This window comes from Ruegeria sp. BF8, assembly GCF_056538625.1.
The window spans coordinates 381,358-397,664 of the sequence record NZ_JBQFTL010000001.1 but is presented as its reverse complement, the minus strand read 5'-3'; the positions used below and the strand labels follow the sequence as shown (position 1 = coordinate 397,664).

17 protein-coding genes and 2 riboswitches are annotated in these 16,307 nt (G+C 67.9%); of the genes, 16 read left to right on the top strand and 1 reads right to left on the bottom strand.

Annotated features, from left to right (window positions below; all coding sequences use genetic code 11):
- Window positions 1-82: 82 nt before the first annotated feature.
- The 8 genes from ACR0LD_RS01910 (at window position 83) to cobJ (ending at window position 9,286) form a co-directional block, all read left to right on the top strand.
- Window positions 83-958 carry a LysR family transcriptional regulator gene (locus ACR0LD_RS01910; RefSeq protein ID WP_170438054.1) on the top strand — a complete coding sequence of 292 codons (876 nt, stop codon included), beginning with the start codon at window positions 83-85 and terminating at the stop codon, window positions 956-958.
- A 72-nt stretch (window positions 959-1,030) separates the two neighbouring features.
- Window positions 1,031-1,235, top strand: a riboswitch (cobalamin riboswitch).
- 82 nt (window positions 1,236-1,317) lie between these two features.
- Entirely contained in the window at window positions 1,318-1,701 is a 384-nt protein-coding gene (locus ACR0LD_RS01905) for a DUF1636 family protein (RefSeq protein ID WP_480635495.1), read from the top strand.
- A 2-nt stretch (window positions 1,702-1,703) separates the two neighbouring features.
- Entirely contained in the window at window positions 1,704-2,759 is a 1,056-nt protein-coding gene (cobW, locus tag ACR0LD_RS01900) for a cobalamin biosynthesis protein CobW (protein WP_480635493.1), read from the top strand.
- 6 nt (window positions 2,760-2,765) lie between these two features.
- Window positions 2,766-6,059 (top strand): cobaltochelatase subunit CobN, encoded by a 3,294-nt coding sequence (gene cobN, locus ACR0LD_RS01895; protein ID WP_480635491.1) that lies wholly within the window; start codon window positions 2,766-2,768, stop codon window positions 6,057-6,059.
- A complete protein-coding gene (gene cobG / locus ACR0LD_RS01890) occupies window positions 6,056-7,183 on the top strand; it encodes a precorrin-3B synthase (protein WP_480635489.1) in 1,128 nt (375 codons plus the stop codon). Before cobN ends, cobG begins: the two co-directional genes overlap by 4 nt.
- Entirely contained in the window at window positions 7,183-7,812 is a 630-nt protein-coding gene (locus tag ACR0LD_RS01885) for a precorrin-8X methylmutase (protein WP_170337738.1), read from the top strand. Before cobG ends, ACR0LD_RS01885 begins: the two co-directional genes overlap by 1 nt.
- Window positions 7,809-8,537: a precorrin-2 C(20)-methyltransferase gene (locus ACR0LD_RS01880; RefSeq protein ID WP_480635487.1), complete on the top strand. Its 729-nt coding sequence runs from the start codon at window positions 7,809-7,811 to the stop codon at window positions 8,535-8,537. The genes ACR0LD_RS01885 and ACR0LD_RS01880 overlap by 4 nt, the downstream gene beginning before the upstream one ends.
- Complete coding sequence (gene cobJ / locus ACR0LD_RS01875; RefSeq protein WP_170438064.1) at window positions 8,534-9,286, top strand: precorrin-3B C(17)-methyltransferase; 753 nt, start codon at window positions 8,534-8,536, stop codon at window positions 9,284-9,286. Before ACR0LD_RS01880 ends, cobJ begins: the two co-directional genes overlap by 4 nt.
- On the opposite strand, the gene ACR0LD_RS01870 is transcribed toward cobJ, so the two are convergent.
- Window positions 9,259-10,008, bottom strand: a complete 750-nt coding sequence (locus ACR0LD_RS01870; RefSeq protein WP_170443302.1) for a cobalt-precorrin-6A reductase — start codon at window positions 10,006-10,008, stop codon at window positions 9,259-9,261. The two genes, cobJ and ACR0LD_RS01870, sit on opposite strands and share 28 nt — an antisense overlap.
- Here ACR0LD_RS01870 and cbiE point away from each other — a divergent pair.
- From cbiE to ACR0LD_RS01830, 8 genes are all read left to right on the top strand, one after another.
- Window positions 10,007-11,206 carry a precorrin-6y C5,15-methyltransferase (decarboxylating) subunit CbiE gene (gene cbiE / locus ACR0LD_RS01865; RefSeq protein WP_480635484.1) on the top strand — a complete coding sequence of 400 codons (1,200 nt, stop codon included), beginning with the start codon at window positions 10,007-10,009 and terminating at the stop codon, window positions 11,204-11,206. The two genes, ACR0LD_RS01870 and cbiE, sit on opposite strands and share 2 nt — an antisense overlap.
- Entirely contained in the window at window positions 11,203-11,571 is a 369-nt protein-coding gene (locus ACR0LD_RS01860; protein ID WP_170370991.1) for a cobalamin biosynthesis protein, read from the top strand. The genes cbiE and ACR0LD_RS01860 overlap by 4 nt, the downstream gene beginning before the upstream one ends.
- Window positions 11,568-12,362, top strand: coding sequence for a precorrin-4 C(11)-methyltransferase (gene cobM / locus ACR0LD_RS01855; RefSeq protein WP_480635482.1), 795 nt, complete (start codon window positions 11,568-11,570; stop codon window positions 12,360-12,362). The genes ACR0LD_RS01860 and cobM overlap by 4 nt, the downstream gene beginning before the upstream one ends.
- Window positions 12,355-13,671, top strand: a complete 1,317-nt coding sequence (locus ACR0LD_RS01850) for a cobyrinic acid a,c-diamide synthase CobB (protein ID WP_480635481.1) — start codon at window positions 12,355-12,357, stop codon at window positions 13,669-13,671. The genes cobM and ACR0LD_RS01850 overlap by 8 nt, the downstream gene beginning before the upstream one ends.
- Entirely contained in the window at window positions 13,668-14,396 is a 729-nt protein-coding gene (cobA, locus tag ACR0LD_RS01845; protein ID WP_170595520.1) for a uroporphyrinogen-III C-methyltransferase, read from the top strand. Before ACR0LD_RS01850 ends, cobA begins: the two co-directional genes overlap by 4 nt.
- Complete coding sequence (gene cobF / locus ACR0LD_RS01840) at window positions 14,389-15,132, top strand: precorrin-6A synthase (deacetylating) (RefSeq protein ID WP_480635480.1); 744 nt, start codon at window positions 14,389-14,391, stop codon at window positions 15,130-15,132. Before cobA ends, cobF begins: the two co-directional genes overlap by 8 nt.
- A 43-nt stretch (window positions 15,133-15,175) precedes the next feature.
- Window positions 15,176-15,384: riboswitch (cobalamin riboswitch) on the top strand.
- A 36-nt stretch (window positions 15,385-15,420) separates the two neighbouring features.
- The gene (locus ACR0LD_RS01835; protein ID WP_005981986.1) at window positions 15,421-15,591 is read left to right on the top strand and encodes a CbtB domain-containing protein; all 171 of its coding nucleotides are present in this window, start codon (window positions 15,421-15,423) and stop codon (window positions 15,589-15,591) included.
- A gap of 4 nt (window positions 15,592-15,595) precedes the next feature.
- A complete protein-coding gene (locus ACR0LD_RS01830) occupies window positions 15,596-16,294 on the top strand; it encodes a CbtA family protein (protein WP_170417904.1) in 699 nt (232 codons plus the stop codon).
- Window positions 16,295-16,307: the final 13 nt, after the last annotated feature.

The window sequence follows — 16,307 nt, the reverse complement described above, 5'->3', positions numbered from 1 at the left end:
CGTTGGCCTGAGTATTTCCGTTGCCCTGCAACAAAAGAAACGAATAAAAAGTCGATCTAGATGCAAAATATTTTGGTGCTGAATGGACCGCCTGCCCAATCCGGCCTGGCTGCGCAGCTTCGAAGCCGCCGCCCGCCATCTGAATTTCACCACCGCCGCGCAGGAACTGGGCCTGACCCAGACGGCGGTGTCGCTGCATATCCGCTCGCTCGAGGCGGACCTCGGGCAGCCGCTTTTTGCCCGCAACGCCCGACACCTGTCGCTGACCGAGCTGGGCCAGTCCTATGCGCTGACCGTGCGCCGGGCGCTGTCGGATATTGCGCTGTCCACCAACAGCTTGTTCGGCCCCGCCTCGCGGCAGGCGCTGACCATCCGGGCGGCGATATCGACGATGACCTACTGGATCGCGGCCGAGCTGCCCGCGTTCAGCGCCCAGCACCCCGAGATCCCGGTGCGGCTGGTGTCACATATCTGGAACGACTCGGCCGCGCCTGCGGATGTGGACGTGGAAATCCGGCTGGGCTATGGCGACTGGCCCGGAGTTGCGGCCGAACAGCTGTGCTCGGAACGGCTGGTGCCCGTCTGCCGGGCGCAGGACCCGGCGCCAGACCTGCAAAACGGCCCGTTGATTCACATTCTGGGGTATGAGGACAACTGGGCGCGGTACTTCGAGGCCACGGGCACCGACCTGCCCGACCGCCCCGCGCGTAATTCGGCGGATACGACCGTCACGGCGCTGCAACTGGTGATGGCCGGCGCTGGCTATGCCACCGTTCTGGAGCGGTTCGCGCGCAACGCCATCGCCCAGGGCGCGCCGATCCGGGTTGCGGGGCCGGCGATTCCCTTTGCCCAGTCGCATTATCTGATCCGCAGCGTCAGCGCGGCGCCTCCGTCCATCCCTGCCCAGTTGTTCCTGGCCTGGCTGCGCGACCGGCTGGCCGGCGATGCCGCGGATTGATCCCGGCAAGTCGCTTTTTCTATCCGACGCGAGGCACTTGGCCCCGCGCGCTTGACAACCCCCCTGCCCGTGCCGCATGTCGCTTGCGTTGGTGTCTGTGCAAGCAGATGAAAAGGGAATGCGTCAGCGGTTTTCCGTCAAACGCAGCCGCCCCCGCGACCGTGACCGGAGAGGGTGCCCAAATGCCACTGGCTGCTGGCCGGGAAGGCGGGACATCCGACAGAGCGCCGCTCTGACATCCGCAAGCCGGGAGACCTGCCAACGCCCGAAGACAAACCGGACGGGGTGTTCCGGTGTCGGGCCCATGTCCGCAACGTGGCCCGCGCATACCCCGTCCCCCGACAACCGAGTGAGGGGGGATGAGAGACGTGACCGAGACCACACCAGTTGAACTGCTGGTCTGCACCACCTGCCGACGCGGGCTACCCATCGAGGATGACGCCCAGCGCCCCGGCACGCTGCTGCACAAGGCACTGGCAGCCGCCGACCTGCCCGCGGGCATCACCCTGAAGCCGGTCGAATGCCTGTCGAACTGCGATCAGGGCTGCTCTATCGTTCTGCGCGGCGGGCCGTCGCGCTGGACCTTCGTCTATGAAAACCTGAACGAATCCGACCATGTCGAGATCATCGTCGAAGGCGCCACCAAATATTTGGCCTCCGATGATGGCCTTGTGAAATGGCGCGACCGCCCTGAACATTTCCGCAAGAACTGCGCCGCCCGCATTCCCCCGATTGGAGCCTGAGCATGAGCACCCTCGAAAAACTTCCCGTCACCGTCATCACCGGCTTTCTCGGCTCGGGCAAGACCACGCTGATCCGCCATCTGATGCAAAACCCGCAGGGCAAGCGGCTGGCCGTGGTGGTCAACGAATTCGGCGATGTGGGCGTCGATGGCGAGATCCTGAAAAGCTGCGCCATCCCCGACTGCCCGGCGGAAAACATCATGGAACTGGCCAATGGCTGCATCTGTTGCACCGTGGCCGATGACTTCATCCCCACGATCGAGGCGCTGATGGCGCTCGACCCGCGCCCCGATCACATCCTGATCGAAACCAGCGGTCTGGCCCTGCCGAAACCGCTGCTCAAGGCGTTCGACTGGCCCGACATCCGTTCCAAGATCACCGTGGACGGCGTGATCGCTCTGGCCGATGCCGAGGCCGTGGCCGCAGGCCGCTTCGCCCCGAATGTCGCGGCGGTGGATGCCCAGCGCATGGCCGATGACTCGATCGACCACGAAACGCCCCTGTCCGAGGTGTTCGAGGATCAGATCGCGTGCGCCGACATCATCCTGCTGACCAAGCCTGACCTGGCCGGCCCCGAAGGCGTGGCCAAGGCGCGCGAGATCATCGCCGCCGAGGCGCCCCGCCCCCTGCCCGTGGTCGAAGTGGCCGAGGGTGCGGTGGACGTGCGCGTGGTGCTGGGGCTGGAGGCCGCAGCCGAGGACGACATGGACGCCCGCCCCTCGCATCACGATGGCCATGACGACCACGAACATGACGATTTCGAAAGCATTGTGGTCGAGCTGCCAGAACAGACCGACCCGGCGCAGCTGGTCGCCAATATCGAGCGTCTGGCGAACGAGCTGAACATCCTGCGGGTCAAGGGCTATGCCGCCGTTCAGGGCAAGCCGATGCGCCTGCTGGTCCAGGCGGTCGGCGCGCGGGTGCGGCACCAGTATGACCGCCCGTGGAAACCCGAGGAAGAGCGCCGCTCGCGCCTTGTGGTCATCGCCGAGCATGACGACATCGACGAGGCCGAGATCCGCGGCATCCTGACGGGCGTCACCGAGGCCGCCGAGTAAGCACCGATGCACGTCGTCTTCCGCGAAAGCCACGGGCTCGAAGAAACCGAGACCCCGACCGATCTGGGCCAGAGCCCGGCGGATCTGGTGGTGCTGTCCTTTTCGGACAGCGACCTGGGTGCTTTCGCGGCCGGCTGGCATCGCGGCGGCGGGCCCGAGGGGCGGATGCCCTCGTTGCGGCTGGCCAACCTGACGGCGCTGAAGCACCCATTGTCGGTCGATACCTATGTCGAGCAGACGCTGGAGGGTGCCAAGGGCATCCTGATCCGGCTGATCGGCGGAGTGCCCTATTGGTCCTACGGGTTGCAGCAGGTGCTGGCGCTGGCGCAGGCCAAGGGCATCGCGCTGGCGGTGCTCCCCGCCGACGGGCGCGAGGATCCGCGGCTGGACGACTATTCCACCCTGCCGGTCTCGACCCTGCGGCGGCTGGCGCATCTGTGCGACACCGGCGGCGAGGTGGCCGCGCAGGCGGCGCTGGCGCAGATGGCGCTGGCGGCGGGGCTCTATGCCGGGCCGGTGATGGGGGCTAAGACTCTGCCCGACTGCGGCGCGTGGTGCCCGGATCGCGGCGTGATTGCGCCCGAGGACGCATTCGCGGGCGAAGGCCGGCGCATCATCGTGACGTTCTACCGCGCCTACCTGACCGCGGCCGATACCGCGCCGGTCGCGGCCCTGATCCGAGAAATCCGCGCGCGGGGTCATCAGGCGGTAGGGCTGTTCGCGCCCTCGCTCAAGGCGCCTGCGGCGGCGGAATGGCTGGCCGAGATTATCCCCGAGATGACGCCCTCGGCGATCATCAATGCCACCTCGTTTTCGGGCAAGGGCGCGTCGGGCACATCGCCCTTGGACGTGGCGGGCGTGCCGGTATTTCAGGTCGCGCTGGCCACTTCGCGCCGCAAGGCCTGGGCCGAGGCAGAACGCGGCCTGTCGCCCGCCGATCTGGCCATGCATGTGGTCCTGCCCGAGGTGGACGGGCGTATCACAGCCGGTGTCGCCTCGTTCAAGGAGCCGGGCAAGCGCGACCCGCATCTGGAATATTCCCGTTTCGCCCACCGACCCGAGCCCGACCGGATCACCGCCATCGTCGACCGGGCGATGGCCTGGGTGGACCTGGCCGAGAAACCAAAGGCGCAACAGGTCCCCGCGCTGGTCCTGTCCACCTATCCGGGCAAAGACTGGCAGATGGCCCATGCGGTGGGGCTGGACGCGCTGGCCTCGGCCGAGGCGATCCTGTCCGACCTGCAGGGCGCCGGCTATGACACCGCCCCCGCCGAACCGATTGCCGATACCCTGCTGGACGCCCGGATTTCCTGGCCGGTCTCGGCCTACCGCGCGGCGCTGGCGCAACTGCCCGAGGCGTTGCGCGCCGATCTGGAAACCGTCTGGGGCGCACCCGAGGACGACCCGACCTGTGCCGATGGGGCCTTCCACTTCACCGCGCTTCGGCGCGGCAAGGCGCTGGTGGCGTTACAGCCCGAACGCGGCACTCCGGAACTGCGCGACGACGAATACCACGACCTGTCGCGCACGCCCCGGCACGGCTACGTAGCCTTCTACCTGTGGCTGCGGCACGGGTTGGGCGCGGATGCGCTGATCCATATCGGCGCCCACGGTACGCTGGAATGGCTGCCGGGCAAATCGGTGGCGCTCTCGGCGGAATGCTGGCCCGAGGCGCTGATCGGCGATCTGCCGGTGATCTACCCGTTCATCGTGAACGACCCGGGCGAGGCCGCGCAGGCCAAGCGCCGGATCGGGGCGGTGACGCTGGGCCACATTCCTCCGCCGATGAAGCAAAGCAGCACGCCCGACCGCATGGTGCGGCTGGAATCGCTGCTGGACGAGTTCTCGAACGCCGACGGGCTGGACCCCAAACGGCGCGACCGGTTGCAGGCCGATATCCGTGATGAGGCGCAGGCCATCGGGCTCGAGGCCGATCTGGGGCTGGATCAGGCCACCAGCACCGCCGAGGCTATCACCCGCATCGACCGCTTCGTCTGTGACATCAAGGAAAGCCAGTTCGGCGACGGGCTGCACGTCTTTGGCCGCGCGCCGCAGGTTGCGGGCAATTTCGATACTGCCGCGTCAGCACAGACCGAACGGCAGGCCCTGCTGGATGCCTTGGCCGGCAAACGGATCGAGGCTGGCCCGTCCGGCTCGCCCTATCGCGGGCGCACCGACGTGCTGCCCACCGGGCGCAACCTGTTCACCACCGATCCGCGATCGGTCCCCACCCGCGCCTCCTATGCGCAGGGGGTGAAGCTGGCCGAAGAACTGGTGCGCCGCCATCTGCAAGAGGAAGGCGATTATCCCAAGGGCCTGATCGTCGATCTGTGGGGCTCGGCCACGATGCGGACGGCGGGCGAGGAATTCGCAATGGCATTGCACCTGCTGGGCGTCAAACCGGTCTGGGATCCGGGGTCCGAGCGCGTAAGCGGGATCGAGGTTCTGCCGATCACTGACTTGGAGCGCCCGCGGCTGGACGTGACCCTGCGTGTCTCGGGCTTGTTCCGCGACGTGTTCCCGACCCTTTCAGCGCTGTTCGGACAGGCGGTCCGGGCGCTGTCGGAACGCGACGAGGCGCCCGACTGGAACCCCTATGCGGGCCAACCGCCCGCCGCCCGCGTCTATGGCCCGGCGCCGGGCAGCTATGGGCTGAACATGACTCACCTGTCGGAAACCTATACCGACGAGGCCCGCGCGCAGGCCGGTCAGGCCTGGCTGGACGCCAGCGCCTTCGCCTTCGAGGGCGAGCACATTGCCCACGACCCCGACGGGATCACCCAGCGCGTGGCGCAGGCCGACAGCTTCGTGCACCTGCAGGACCTGACCGAGACCGACCTTCTGCTGGCCAATGACTATGCCACGCATGAGGCCGGATTTGCCGCCGCCAAAAAGCTGACCGGCGGGCAGGCGCAGCTGTACCACCTGGACAATACCCGCCCTGAAACGCCCCGCGCCCGCACCCTGCCCGAGGAAATCAGCCGCGTGGTCCATGCGCGCGCCGCCAATCCCGACTGGATCGCCGGGATGCAGCGCCACGGATTCCGCGGCGCGGCCGAGATCGCCGCGACGCTGGATCACATGGCGTCTTTCGCACATCTGTCGGGCAGCGTCGCCCCGCACCTGTTCGACCTCTATCACGATGCCACCCTCGGCAACCCGGAGGTGGACGCCTTTTTGCAGCAGGCCAATCCGCAGGCCCATCAGGCCATGCAGGACCGGTTCCGCGCGCTGTACGAGGCCGGGCTGTGGAACACCCGCCGCAACTCAATCCGCGCCGATCTGGAGGGGTTGGGATGAGCGCCCCGGTCGTTCAGGGCTGGTGCCCCGGCGCGCATCGCCCGATGATGTCCGGCGACGGATTGGTGGTGCGGGTGCGCCCGCGTCTGACGCGGCTGAGTGCCGCGCAGACGCTGGGGCTGTGCGATCTGGCGCTGCGGTTTGGCAACGGCACCATCGACCTGACGAACCGCGCCAACCTGCAACTGCGCGGCGTGGCCGAAGACGAGCATCAGCAACTGCTGGCCGAGTTGTCGGCGCTGAACCTGCTCGATGCCGAACCGGGCATCGAAACCCGGCGCAATATCCTTGTGTCGCCGCTGTACCAACCCGGCGACCTGACCGCGCGCCTGACACAGGCATTGATCGACCGGCTGGGCGATCTGCCTGCCCTGCCCGCCAAGTTCGGCTTTGCGGTGGATACCGGCGAGGCGCGGCTGCTGGCCGGGGACTCGGCCGATATCCGGCTGGAGCGGGGAGCTTCGGGCCTGATCCTGCGGGCTGACGGAGCCGGGACCGGCCGTTTGGTGACCGAAGATGAGGCGATCGACCGCGTGATCGATCTGGCCCGGTGGTTTGCGGAACGTTTCACTTCTGACACGCGCCGCATGGCCCGCCTGATCGCGGTGCAGGCTCTGCCCGACGAATGGCAGGGCCACGCCCCCGGCCCCACGGCACCGGCGCTGCAACCCGGCAACGGCGCAATCGGCCCGATCTACGGCGCGGCCTTCGGGCAACTGCCCGCCGCCGAATTGCGTGCATTGGTCCAGGCCTCGGGCGCCGCCGCCCTGCGCGTCACGCCCTGGCGGCTGTTCTTGCTGGAAGGCGGAGCGACGCTCCCGGCCCCGGCCTTCGTGACGGATGGCACCGACCCGCTGCTATCAACCGACGCCTGCCCCGGCGCGCCATTCTGCCCGCAGGCGCAGGCCGAGACCCGGGCCATCGCCCGCGCGTTGGCCCCGCGCGTGTCCGGCAGCCTGCATGTCTCGGGCTGCGCCAAGGGCTGCGCACGCATGGCCGCGGCGGACCTGACGCTGGTGGGCCGCGACGGGCGATTTGATCTTGTAAAACACGGCCGCGCAGGGGATGAGCCCCTCCAGCGCGGGCTGGACCCCGAAACACTGAAGACCATGGACCTGACCTGATGCCTTATGAATACGAAACCGACGGCGCGGCGATCTACAAGCAATCCTTCGCCACGATCCGGTCCGAGGCCGATCTGGCCCGTTTCGACCCCGACGAAGAACAGGTCGCCGTCCGCATGATCCATGCCGCCGGGATGGTCGGGCTGGAAGAATTCATCCATTTCTCGGACGGCTTCGTGCGCACCGCCCGCACCGCGCTGGAAAACGGCGCGCCGATCCTGTGCGACGCGCGGATGGTGTCCGAAGGCGTCACGCGCTTTCGCCTGCCCGCCGACAACCAGGTCATCTGCACCCTGCACGACGACCGCGTGCGCCCGCTGGCCGAGAAGATGGGCAACACCCGATCCGCGGCCGCGCTGGAACTGTGGCGCCCGCATCTGGAAGGCGCGCTGGTGGCCATCGGCAATGCGCCCACGGCGCTGTTTCACCTGCTGAACATGCTCGAGGACCCCGACTGCCCCCGCCCCGCCGCGATCATCGGCTGCCCCGTGGGCTTTGTCGGCGCGGTCGAATCCAAGGACGCCCTGTGGGAGGCCCAGCCGGTGCCCAGCTGCATCGTCAAGGGCCGCTTGGGCGGCAGCGCCATCACCGTTGCCGCGATCAACGCCATCGCAAGCCGGGCGGAATGAGCATGGGCACGATCTATGGCGTGGGCCTCGGCCCAGGCGACCCCGATTTGATGACCGTCCGGGCCGACCGCCTGTTGCGCGGCGCGAAACACGTGGCCTATTTCCGCAAGCCCGGCCGCACCGGGCAGGCGCGCAAGATCGTGAACGGGATGATCCGCGACGATGCGGTCGAGTTTCCCATGGAATACCCGGTCACGACCGAGATCCCGGTCACCGATCCGCGCTACAACGCGCTGCTGGCCGAGTTCTACGAACGCTGCACCGCGCGCTTGAAAGAGCTGGCCGATCAGGGCGAGGACGTGGTGGTGCTGTGCGAGGGAGACCCGTTCTTCTACGGCTCGTTCATGCATCTCTACAGCCGCCTGCGCGACGTCGTGCCCGTCGAGGTGGTGCCGGCGATCACCGGCATGTCGGGCGCATGGACGGCCTCGGGCGATCCGATCACCTGGGGCGATGACATCCTCACGGTGCTGATGGGAACCCTGCCCGAAGATGTTCTGGCAGACCGCATGGCGCGCACCGACGCGCTGGTGGTGATGAAGATCGGCCGCAACATCGACAAGGTGAAACGCGCGCTGAAAACGGCGGGCCTGTTCGACCGGGCCTGGATCGTGGAATACGCGCAGATGCCCAACCAGACCGTTCGCAAGCTGAGCGACGCCTGCACCGAGGTCACGCCCTATTTCTCGATCATCATCGTGCACGGACAGGGGCGGCGGCCATGAGCGGCTGGGTCAAGATCGCCGGGCTTGGCCCCGGAAACGAGGCGCTGGTGACCTCCGAGGTGACCGCCGCCTTGGCCGAGGCGACTGATGTGGTGGGCTATATTCCCTACGTCGCGCGGGTGGCCAAACGGCCGGGCCTGACCCTGCACGCCAGCGACAACCGAGTCGAGATCGACCGCTCGCAGCACGCGCTGCGCATGGCGGCCGAGGGCAAGCGGGTGGTCGTGGTCTCGTCGGGCGATCCGGGCGTGTTTGCCATGGCCGCCGCCGTGTTCGAGGCGCTGGAAACCGGCCCGGACACCTGGCGTGAAATCCCTGTCGAGGTTCTGCCCGGCATCACCGCCATGCTGGCCGCGGCAGCCCGGGCGGGCGCGCCGCTGGGCCATGATTTCTGCGCCATCAACCTCAGCGACAACCTCAAGCCATGGGCCGTGATCGAGAAACGCCTGCGGCTGGCCGCGCAGGCCGATTTCGCAATGGCCTTCTACAATCCACGCTCGAAGTCGCGGCCTGAAGGCTTTGTGAAGACACTGGAAATCCTGCGACAGGAATGCGAGCCCGAGCGCCTGATCCTGTTCGCCCGCGCCGTATGTCGCCCAGACGAGGCGATCCACATCGCGACCCTGGCCGAGGCAACGCCCGACATGGCCGACATGCAGACGGTGGTGATCGTCGGCTCGTCGCTGACCCGCGTCATCGACCGGCCCATAGGCCCCATCGTCTATACGCCAAGGTCCACGCCGGAATGAGCCAGCCAGTCCAAAACCCGCGGCACGCTCGTCAACTCGACCCGGCGGGGCAGCCTGGGCCGGTCGATCATCAGCACCGGGATGCCCAGCGCTCGCGCGGCGTCCAGCTTGGCGCGCGCGCCGGTGCCGCCGGCGTTCTTGGACACCACCAGTTCAGTTCGGTGCCGGCGCATCAGCGCCGTGTCTTCTTCAACCGTAAAAGGCCCGCGCGAAACGACCACGTCGCAATCGGCAAAGGGCAGCGAGCCGGGTTCGTCGACCAGCCGCAGAAGATAGTGATGCTGGGGCTGCGCCGCGAAATCCTCGAGATGCATGCGCCCCACCGCAAGGAACACCCGACGCGGCGGCCCGGCCAGCGCGGCAACGGCGCTGGCGATGTCGGGCACGCGCTGCCACCGGTCGCCGGGCGCGGCCGTCCATTCCGCGCGGGTCAACGCGGCCAGCGGCGTCTGCGTCTGCTGGCAGGCGGCGATGGTATTGCGGCTCATCCGCGCGGCAAAGGGATGGGTGGCGTCGATCACATGGGTCACGCCGTTGTCGCGGATGTGACGCGCCAGACCCTCGGCCCCGCCGAAGCCACCTACGCGCGTAGGCAGCGGTTGCGGCCGCGGGTTGTCGACCCGGCCCGCATAGGAATAGGTTGCCGCCACACCCAAATCCGCCACGGCGCGGGCCAATGCGTTGGCCTCGGTCGTGCCGCCAAGGATCAGGAGGTTGGGCATGTCTGAAACTCCGTGGCTGACCATTCTGGGCCTGGGCGAGGATGGACTGGATGGCCTGTCGGCCGCAAGCCGTCAAGAGCTGGAGCGCGCCGAGGTCATCATGGGCCCACCCCGGCACCTGTCACTAGTTCCCGAAACCGGGGCCGAACGCATCGAATGGCCGGTGCCGTTCGCCGACGGGCTGCCCATCCTGCAGGACCTGAAGAGCCGGCGCACGGTGGTTCTGGCCTCGGGTGATCCGTTCTGGTTTGGCGCCGGGTCGGTGATCGCGCGCAATTTCGCCCATTGGGAGTGGGTGGCACGGCCGGGGCAGTCGACCTTCTCGCTGGCGGCGGCGCGATTGGGCTGGCCTCTGGAAAACGTTGCCACCTTCGGCCTGCACGCTGCCCCCCTGACCCGCCTGCGTCAGCATCTGTCGCGCGGCCTGCGCGCCATCGTCCTGCTGCGCGACGGGGCCGCTGTGGCCGAGCTGGCCCGCTATCTGACCGAGACCGGGTTCGGCGAAACGACCCTGCACGTGATGGAGGCCCTCGGCGGCCCTCGGGAACGCGCGCGCAGCATGTCCCTGACCGAAGCCCTGCTGGGCGCGTTCGAGCATCCGGTCTGCGTTGCGCTCGAGGTTTCGGGCGACGGGCGTGAGCTGCCCTTGGCCTCTGGCAAACCCGACGAGATTTTCGAAACCGATGGGCAGATCACCAAACGGCCGGTGCGCGCGCTGACACTGTCGGCGCTGGCGCCTGCGCGGGGCGAGCATCTGTGGGACATCGGCGGCGGCAGCGGATCGATCGGCATCGAATGGCTGATGTGCGACCCGTCCCTGACGGCCACCACGATCGAGCCGCGCGCAGACCGCGCCGCGCGAATCCGCGCCAATGCCGACGCGCTGGGACAGGATCGGTTGCAGGTCATCCACGGCCGGGCACCCGATGCGCTGGACGGCCTGCCCTTGCCTGACGTGGTGTTCATCGGCGGTGGGCTGAGCGACGCGCTGCTGGGCTGGCTTGCGGCCAACCTGCCCTCGGGCACCCGGCTGGTCGCCAACGCCGTGACGCTGGAAAGCGAAGCGGTGCTGAGCCAATGGCACGCCAAGCTGGGCGGAGACTTGCTGCGGATCGAGCTGGCGCAAGCCGGCGAGCTCGGCCCCCGGCGCGGTTGGAAATCGGCCTATCCGGTCGTTCAGTGGAGCGTGACCCTATGATCGTGGCCGGGCTTGGATTTTCGTCCACCGCGACCTGCGCCAGCCTGCGGGCCGCGTTCGACCGCGCCACCGCCGGGCACGCGGTGGACGCGCTGGCCACCGCCGCCGACAAGGCCGGCCATCCGGCGCTGGCCGAATTTGCCGCCGCCTGCGCCCTGCCCCTGCATTTCGCGGACCCGGCCGATCTGGCCGGGCAACGCACGCTCACCTGCTCGCCCCGCAGCCGCGCCACCCATGGCACCGGCAGCGTGGCCGAAGCTTCCGCCCTCGCCGCCGCCGGACCGGGCGCGCGGCTGCTTTCACCCCGACAGATCTCGGACGACCGGCTTGCCACCTGCGCGGTCGCCATCGGAGGACAGACATGACCGTTCATTTCATAGGCGCCGGACCGGGCGCCGCCGACCTTCTGACCCTGCGCGGACGCGACATCATCGCCGCTTGCCCGGTGTGCCTGTATGCCGGGTCGCTGGTGCCCGAGGAGATCCTGGCCCACTGCCCCGAAGGCGCCCGGATCGTGAATACCGCGCCGATGGATCTGGATCAGATCATGGCCGAAATTCAAGCCGCCCATGACGCCGGTCAGGACGTGGCCCGGCTGCATTCGGGCGACCTGTCGGTCTGGTCGGCGATGGGCGAACAGATCCGGCGCCTGAAACAGATGGGCATTCCAGTCAGCGTGACCCCCGGCGTTCCGTCCTTTGCCGCCGCGGCAGCCGCTTTGGGCACCGAACTGACCCTGCCCGGGCTGGCGCAATCGGTGGTGCTGACGCGGACGCCGGGGCGCGCCTCGTCCATGCCCGCGGGCGAAACGCTGGAAAACTTCGCCCGCACCGGCGCCACGCTGGCCATCCACCTGTCGATCGGCAATCTGGACAAGGTGGTGGCCGACCTGACTCCCGCCTATGGCGACGATTGCCCCGTGGCTGTTGTGTACCGCGCGAGCTGGCCGGATGAGCGGATCATCCGCGCCACGCTGGGCACGTTGAAGGACTCGCTGGACGAAAGCATCTCGCGCACCGCGCTGATCCTGGTCGGGCCGGCACTGACCGGTGATGGATTCGACGAAAGCTGTCTGTATTCAAAGACCTATGACCGTCGCTATCGTCCGCAAAGCGCCGACAGCCCGTGGTCGAGCTGGAGTCACGGCGATGACTAACCCGCCCGGACTGCTGATCTCGGCCCCATCCTCGGGCACGGGCAAGACCACGGTGATGCTGGGCCTGCTGCGCGCGTTGGCCGAGGACGGGCTGACGGTGCAGCCCTTCAAGAGCGGTCCCGACTACATCGACCCGGCCTTTCACCGGGCGGCGGCGGGGCGGGCCTCGTTCAACCTGGACAGCTGGGCGATGGGCGCGCCGTTACTGGGCGCGATTGCGGCGCAGGCCGAAGGCGCCGACATCGTGGTGGCCGAAGGGTCGATGGGCCTGTTCGACGGGGTCGCAAAGCCGGGCGAGCTGGGCCACGGGTCCAGCGCCGAGACCGCGCTGCGCATGGGTTGGCCGGTGGTTCTTGTGCTGGATGTGGGCGGTCAGGCGCAATCGGCCGCCGCTACGGCGCTGGGGTTCCGGATGTACAACCCCGACCTGCCCTTTGCCGGTGTGATTCTGAACCGCTGCGCCAGCCCGCGCCACGAACGCCTGACCCGTCTGGGGATGGAGCGCGCGGGCCTGCCGGTTCTGGGCGTATTGCCCCGGCGCGGCGACCTAACCCTGCCCGAGCGGCATCTGGGCCTGATCCAAGCGGTCGAGCACCCCGATCTGGAAAGCGCGATTGCCGGCTACGCGGCCTTTCTGCGCGCGCATGTGGATCTGGAGGCGATCAAGAGGGCGGTCTCCTCGGGCCCCGCGGGGCCGTCGTCGGCCGCGCTGTCGCGCCCTCCGGCGCAACGGATCGCACTGGCCCGGGACGCGGCGTTTTCCTTTACCTATCCGCATCTTCTGGAAGGCTGGCGGGCGGCCGGGGCCGAGATTCTGCCGTTCTCTCCGCTGGCGGACGAGGCGCCGGCCCCGGATGCCGATCTGGTCTGGTTGCCCGGCGGGTACCCCGAACTGCACGCCGGAACCCTGGCTGCGGCAGACCGGTTCCTGACCGGCTTGCGCAATCATGCCGAAACGCGGCCCGTGCATGGCGAATGCGGCGGCTACATGGCCCTGGGCGAAGGGCTGATCGACAAGGATGGCACCCGCCACCGGATGGCCGGGCTGCTGGGTCTGGTCACCTCGTACGAGAAGCGCAAGTTCAACCTGGGCTATCGCCGGGCCGAGTTGCTGGCCGACATGCCCGGGTTCTCGGCCGGGACCGCGCTGCGGGGGCACGAGTTCCACTATTCCTCGATCGTCGAGCAGCCCGACGCGCCCTTGGCACGGGTTTTTGACGCCGAAGGCGCCGAAGGTCCGCAGACCGGATCGCGCCGCGGACATGTCACCGGTACGTTCTTCCATCTGATCGCAAAGGCCAGCGCATGAGCGGTTACGTTTCCTTCATCGGGTCCGGTCCCGGCGACCCGGAATTGTTGACCCTCAAGGCCGTGGACCGGCTGCAAAAGGCCGATGCGGTACTGTTCGACGATCTCAGCAGCGGGCCGATCCTGAGCCATGCGCGCAAGGAGGCCGACCTTGTGGGCGTGGGCAAGCGCGCCGGGCGGCCCTCGCCCAAGCAGGACCATGTCAGCCGCCTGCTGGTCGAGTACGCCCAGACCGGCCAGCGGATCGTGCGGCTGAAATCGGGCGATGGCGGCCTGTTCGGACGGCTAGAGGAGGAACTGGTGGCCCTGCGCGCTGCCGGGGTCGCCTACGAGATCATTCCGGGCATCCCCTCAGCCATTGCCGCGGCTGCCGCGGCAGGCATCCCGCTGACCCGGCGGCTGACCGCGCGGCGCGTGCAGTTCGTCACCGGCCACGATGTCAGCGGGAAGCTTCCCGAGGACTTAAACCTGCCCGCGCTGGCCGACCCGGGTGCGACGACGGTGGTGTTCATGGGCAAGCGCACCTTTCCACTGCTAGCCGGCGCGCTGCACGCGCATGGGCTGCCGCTGGATACCCCCGCGCTGATGGCCGAGTCGGTCTCGACGCCTGAGCAGTCGCTGCACCGGTCCACCGTCGGTGCCTTGGCCGAGCGCCTGGGTTCCGAGATCGGCACCGCGCCAGCGCTGATCCTTTATGGTCCGCTGGCGGAGTTCGACGATGATTGATCTGGTCTTGATCGGGATCGGCACCGGCAACCCGGACCACGTGACCTTTCAGGGCGCGCAGGCGATCCGCGCGGCCGATCTGATCCTGATCCCGCGCAAGGGCGCCAACAAGGCCGATCTGGCCGGCGTGCGCGAGGAAATCATCCGCAAGGTCACCGGCACACCGCCCCAAATCGCCTATTTCGACATCCCCGAGCGCCGGTCGCAAGATGGCTACCTGCGCGGCGTGGATGAATGGCACGACGCGATCGCCCTGCGCTGGCAGGAGGCGATGGCCCGGCACCCCGACGCGCGCACCGTCGCCCTGCTGATCTGGGGCGACCCGTCGCTCTATGACAGTTCGCTGCGAATCGCGGCGCGGCTGGACCCGCAGCCGAACACCACGGTGATCCCCGGCATCACGGCGCTGCAGGCGCTGACGGCGGCCCATGCCATGCCAATCAACGAGATCGGCGCGCCTTATCTGGTCACCACCGGCCGGCGCATCCGCGACGAGGGCTGGCCCAGCGACGCCGATACGGTTGCGGTGATGCTGGATGGCGAATGTTCGTTCCAGATGCTGGACATGGCCGATTTTGACATCTGGTGGGGGGCTTACGTGGGTATGCCCGAGCAGACCCTGATCAAAGGTCCGCTGGCCGATGTGGCCGATGAGATCCTGCGCACCCGCACCGAGGCCCGCGCCTGGCACGGGTGGATCATGGATATCTATGTTCTGAAAAAGCGCGGGAATTGACGCGAAAGGTCGCAAATGGCGATTGCGCCACAGCGGCATTCACGTCTAAATGGACGGGTCTGGTCCTGCCGGAGACATCCGGATGCTAAGAGGGAATTTGGTGCGGCCTGCGCGCAGGTCAAATCCGAAGCCGCCCCCGCGACTGTAAGCGGTGAGCCCTGTTCAACCAGCCACTCCCGATCCGTTCGGGGGGAAGGCGAACAGAGGCGCTGACCCGCAAGCCAGGAGACCTGCCAGGCGAACAATGAAACACCGGCCGTCGGGTGCGGCGGCACAGGAGGACAGAAAATGACGACACAAACGCAAACCGCATCAACGGCACGCGCTGGCATTCTTTCGGCAGTGTTCGCGGCAGCTCTGGGCCTGGGGATCATCACCCTGGCCGGTCACGTTCAGGCATCGGCGCTGCATGACGCCGCCCATGACGTGCGCCACGCAACCGGCTTCCCCTGCCACTAAACCAATGTTCAGTCGCATTCTGACCAGCGCGTTGTTCGCTGGTGCTGCAGCCGGGTTGATCGTCGCCCTGCTGCAGTTGGTATTCGTGCAGCCCGTGTTGCTGCATGCTGAACTGTATGAATCCGGAGAGCTGGTGCATTTCGGAGCCGAGGCCGTCTCGGCCCATCCCGAGCTGCCGGGCATGTTCTCGGACCTGACCCGCGACGGGTTGAGCGTGGTGTTCACCATGCTGACCTATACCGGCTATGCGCTGGTTCTGGTCGCCCTGATGTCGCTGGCCGAGGCGCAAGGCCACCCGGTTGACGGGCGCACGGGCGTGCTATGGGGGCTTGCCGGTTTCATCGCCTTTCACCTGGCGCCGGGCTTCACCCTGGCCCCCGAGGTTCCGGGCGTTGCAGCAGCCGATGTGTTTGCGCGGCAGATCTGGTGGTGGGCAACCGTCGCGGCCGCTGGTGTGGCCATGTGGCTGATCGCCTTTGGCGGCGGCATCGTCAGCTATCTGGTTGCGGCCGTGCTGCTGATGGCCCCGCACCTGATCGGCGCGCCGGAACCCGACGTGTTCACCGGGCCGGTTCCGACCGAGATCGGGGCCCTGTTCGCCGCACGCGCCTTCGGAGTGGGCCTTGTGGCCTGGGTGCTGCTGGGTTCGTTTGCCGGGTATTTCTGGCAAAGCGAGGGCAAGCGCGTCGAAGCCGCGGCCTGATCCCCGAAATCCC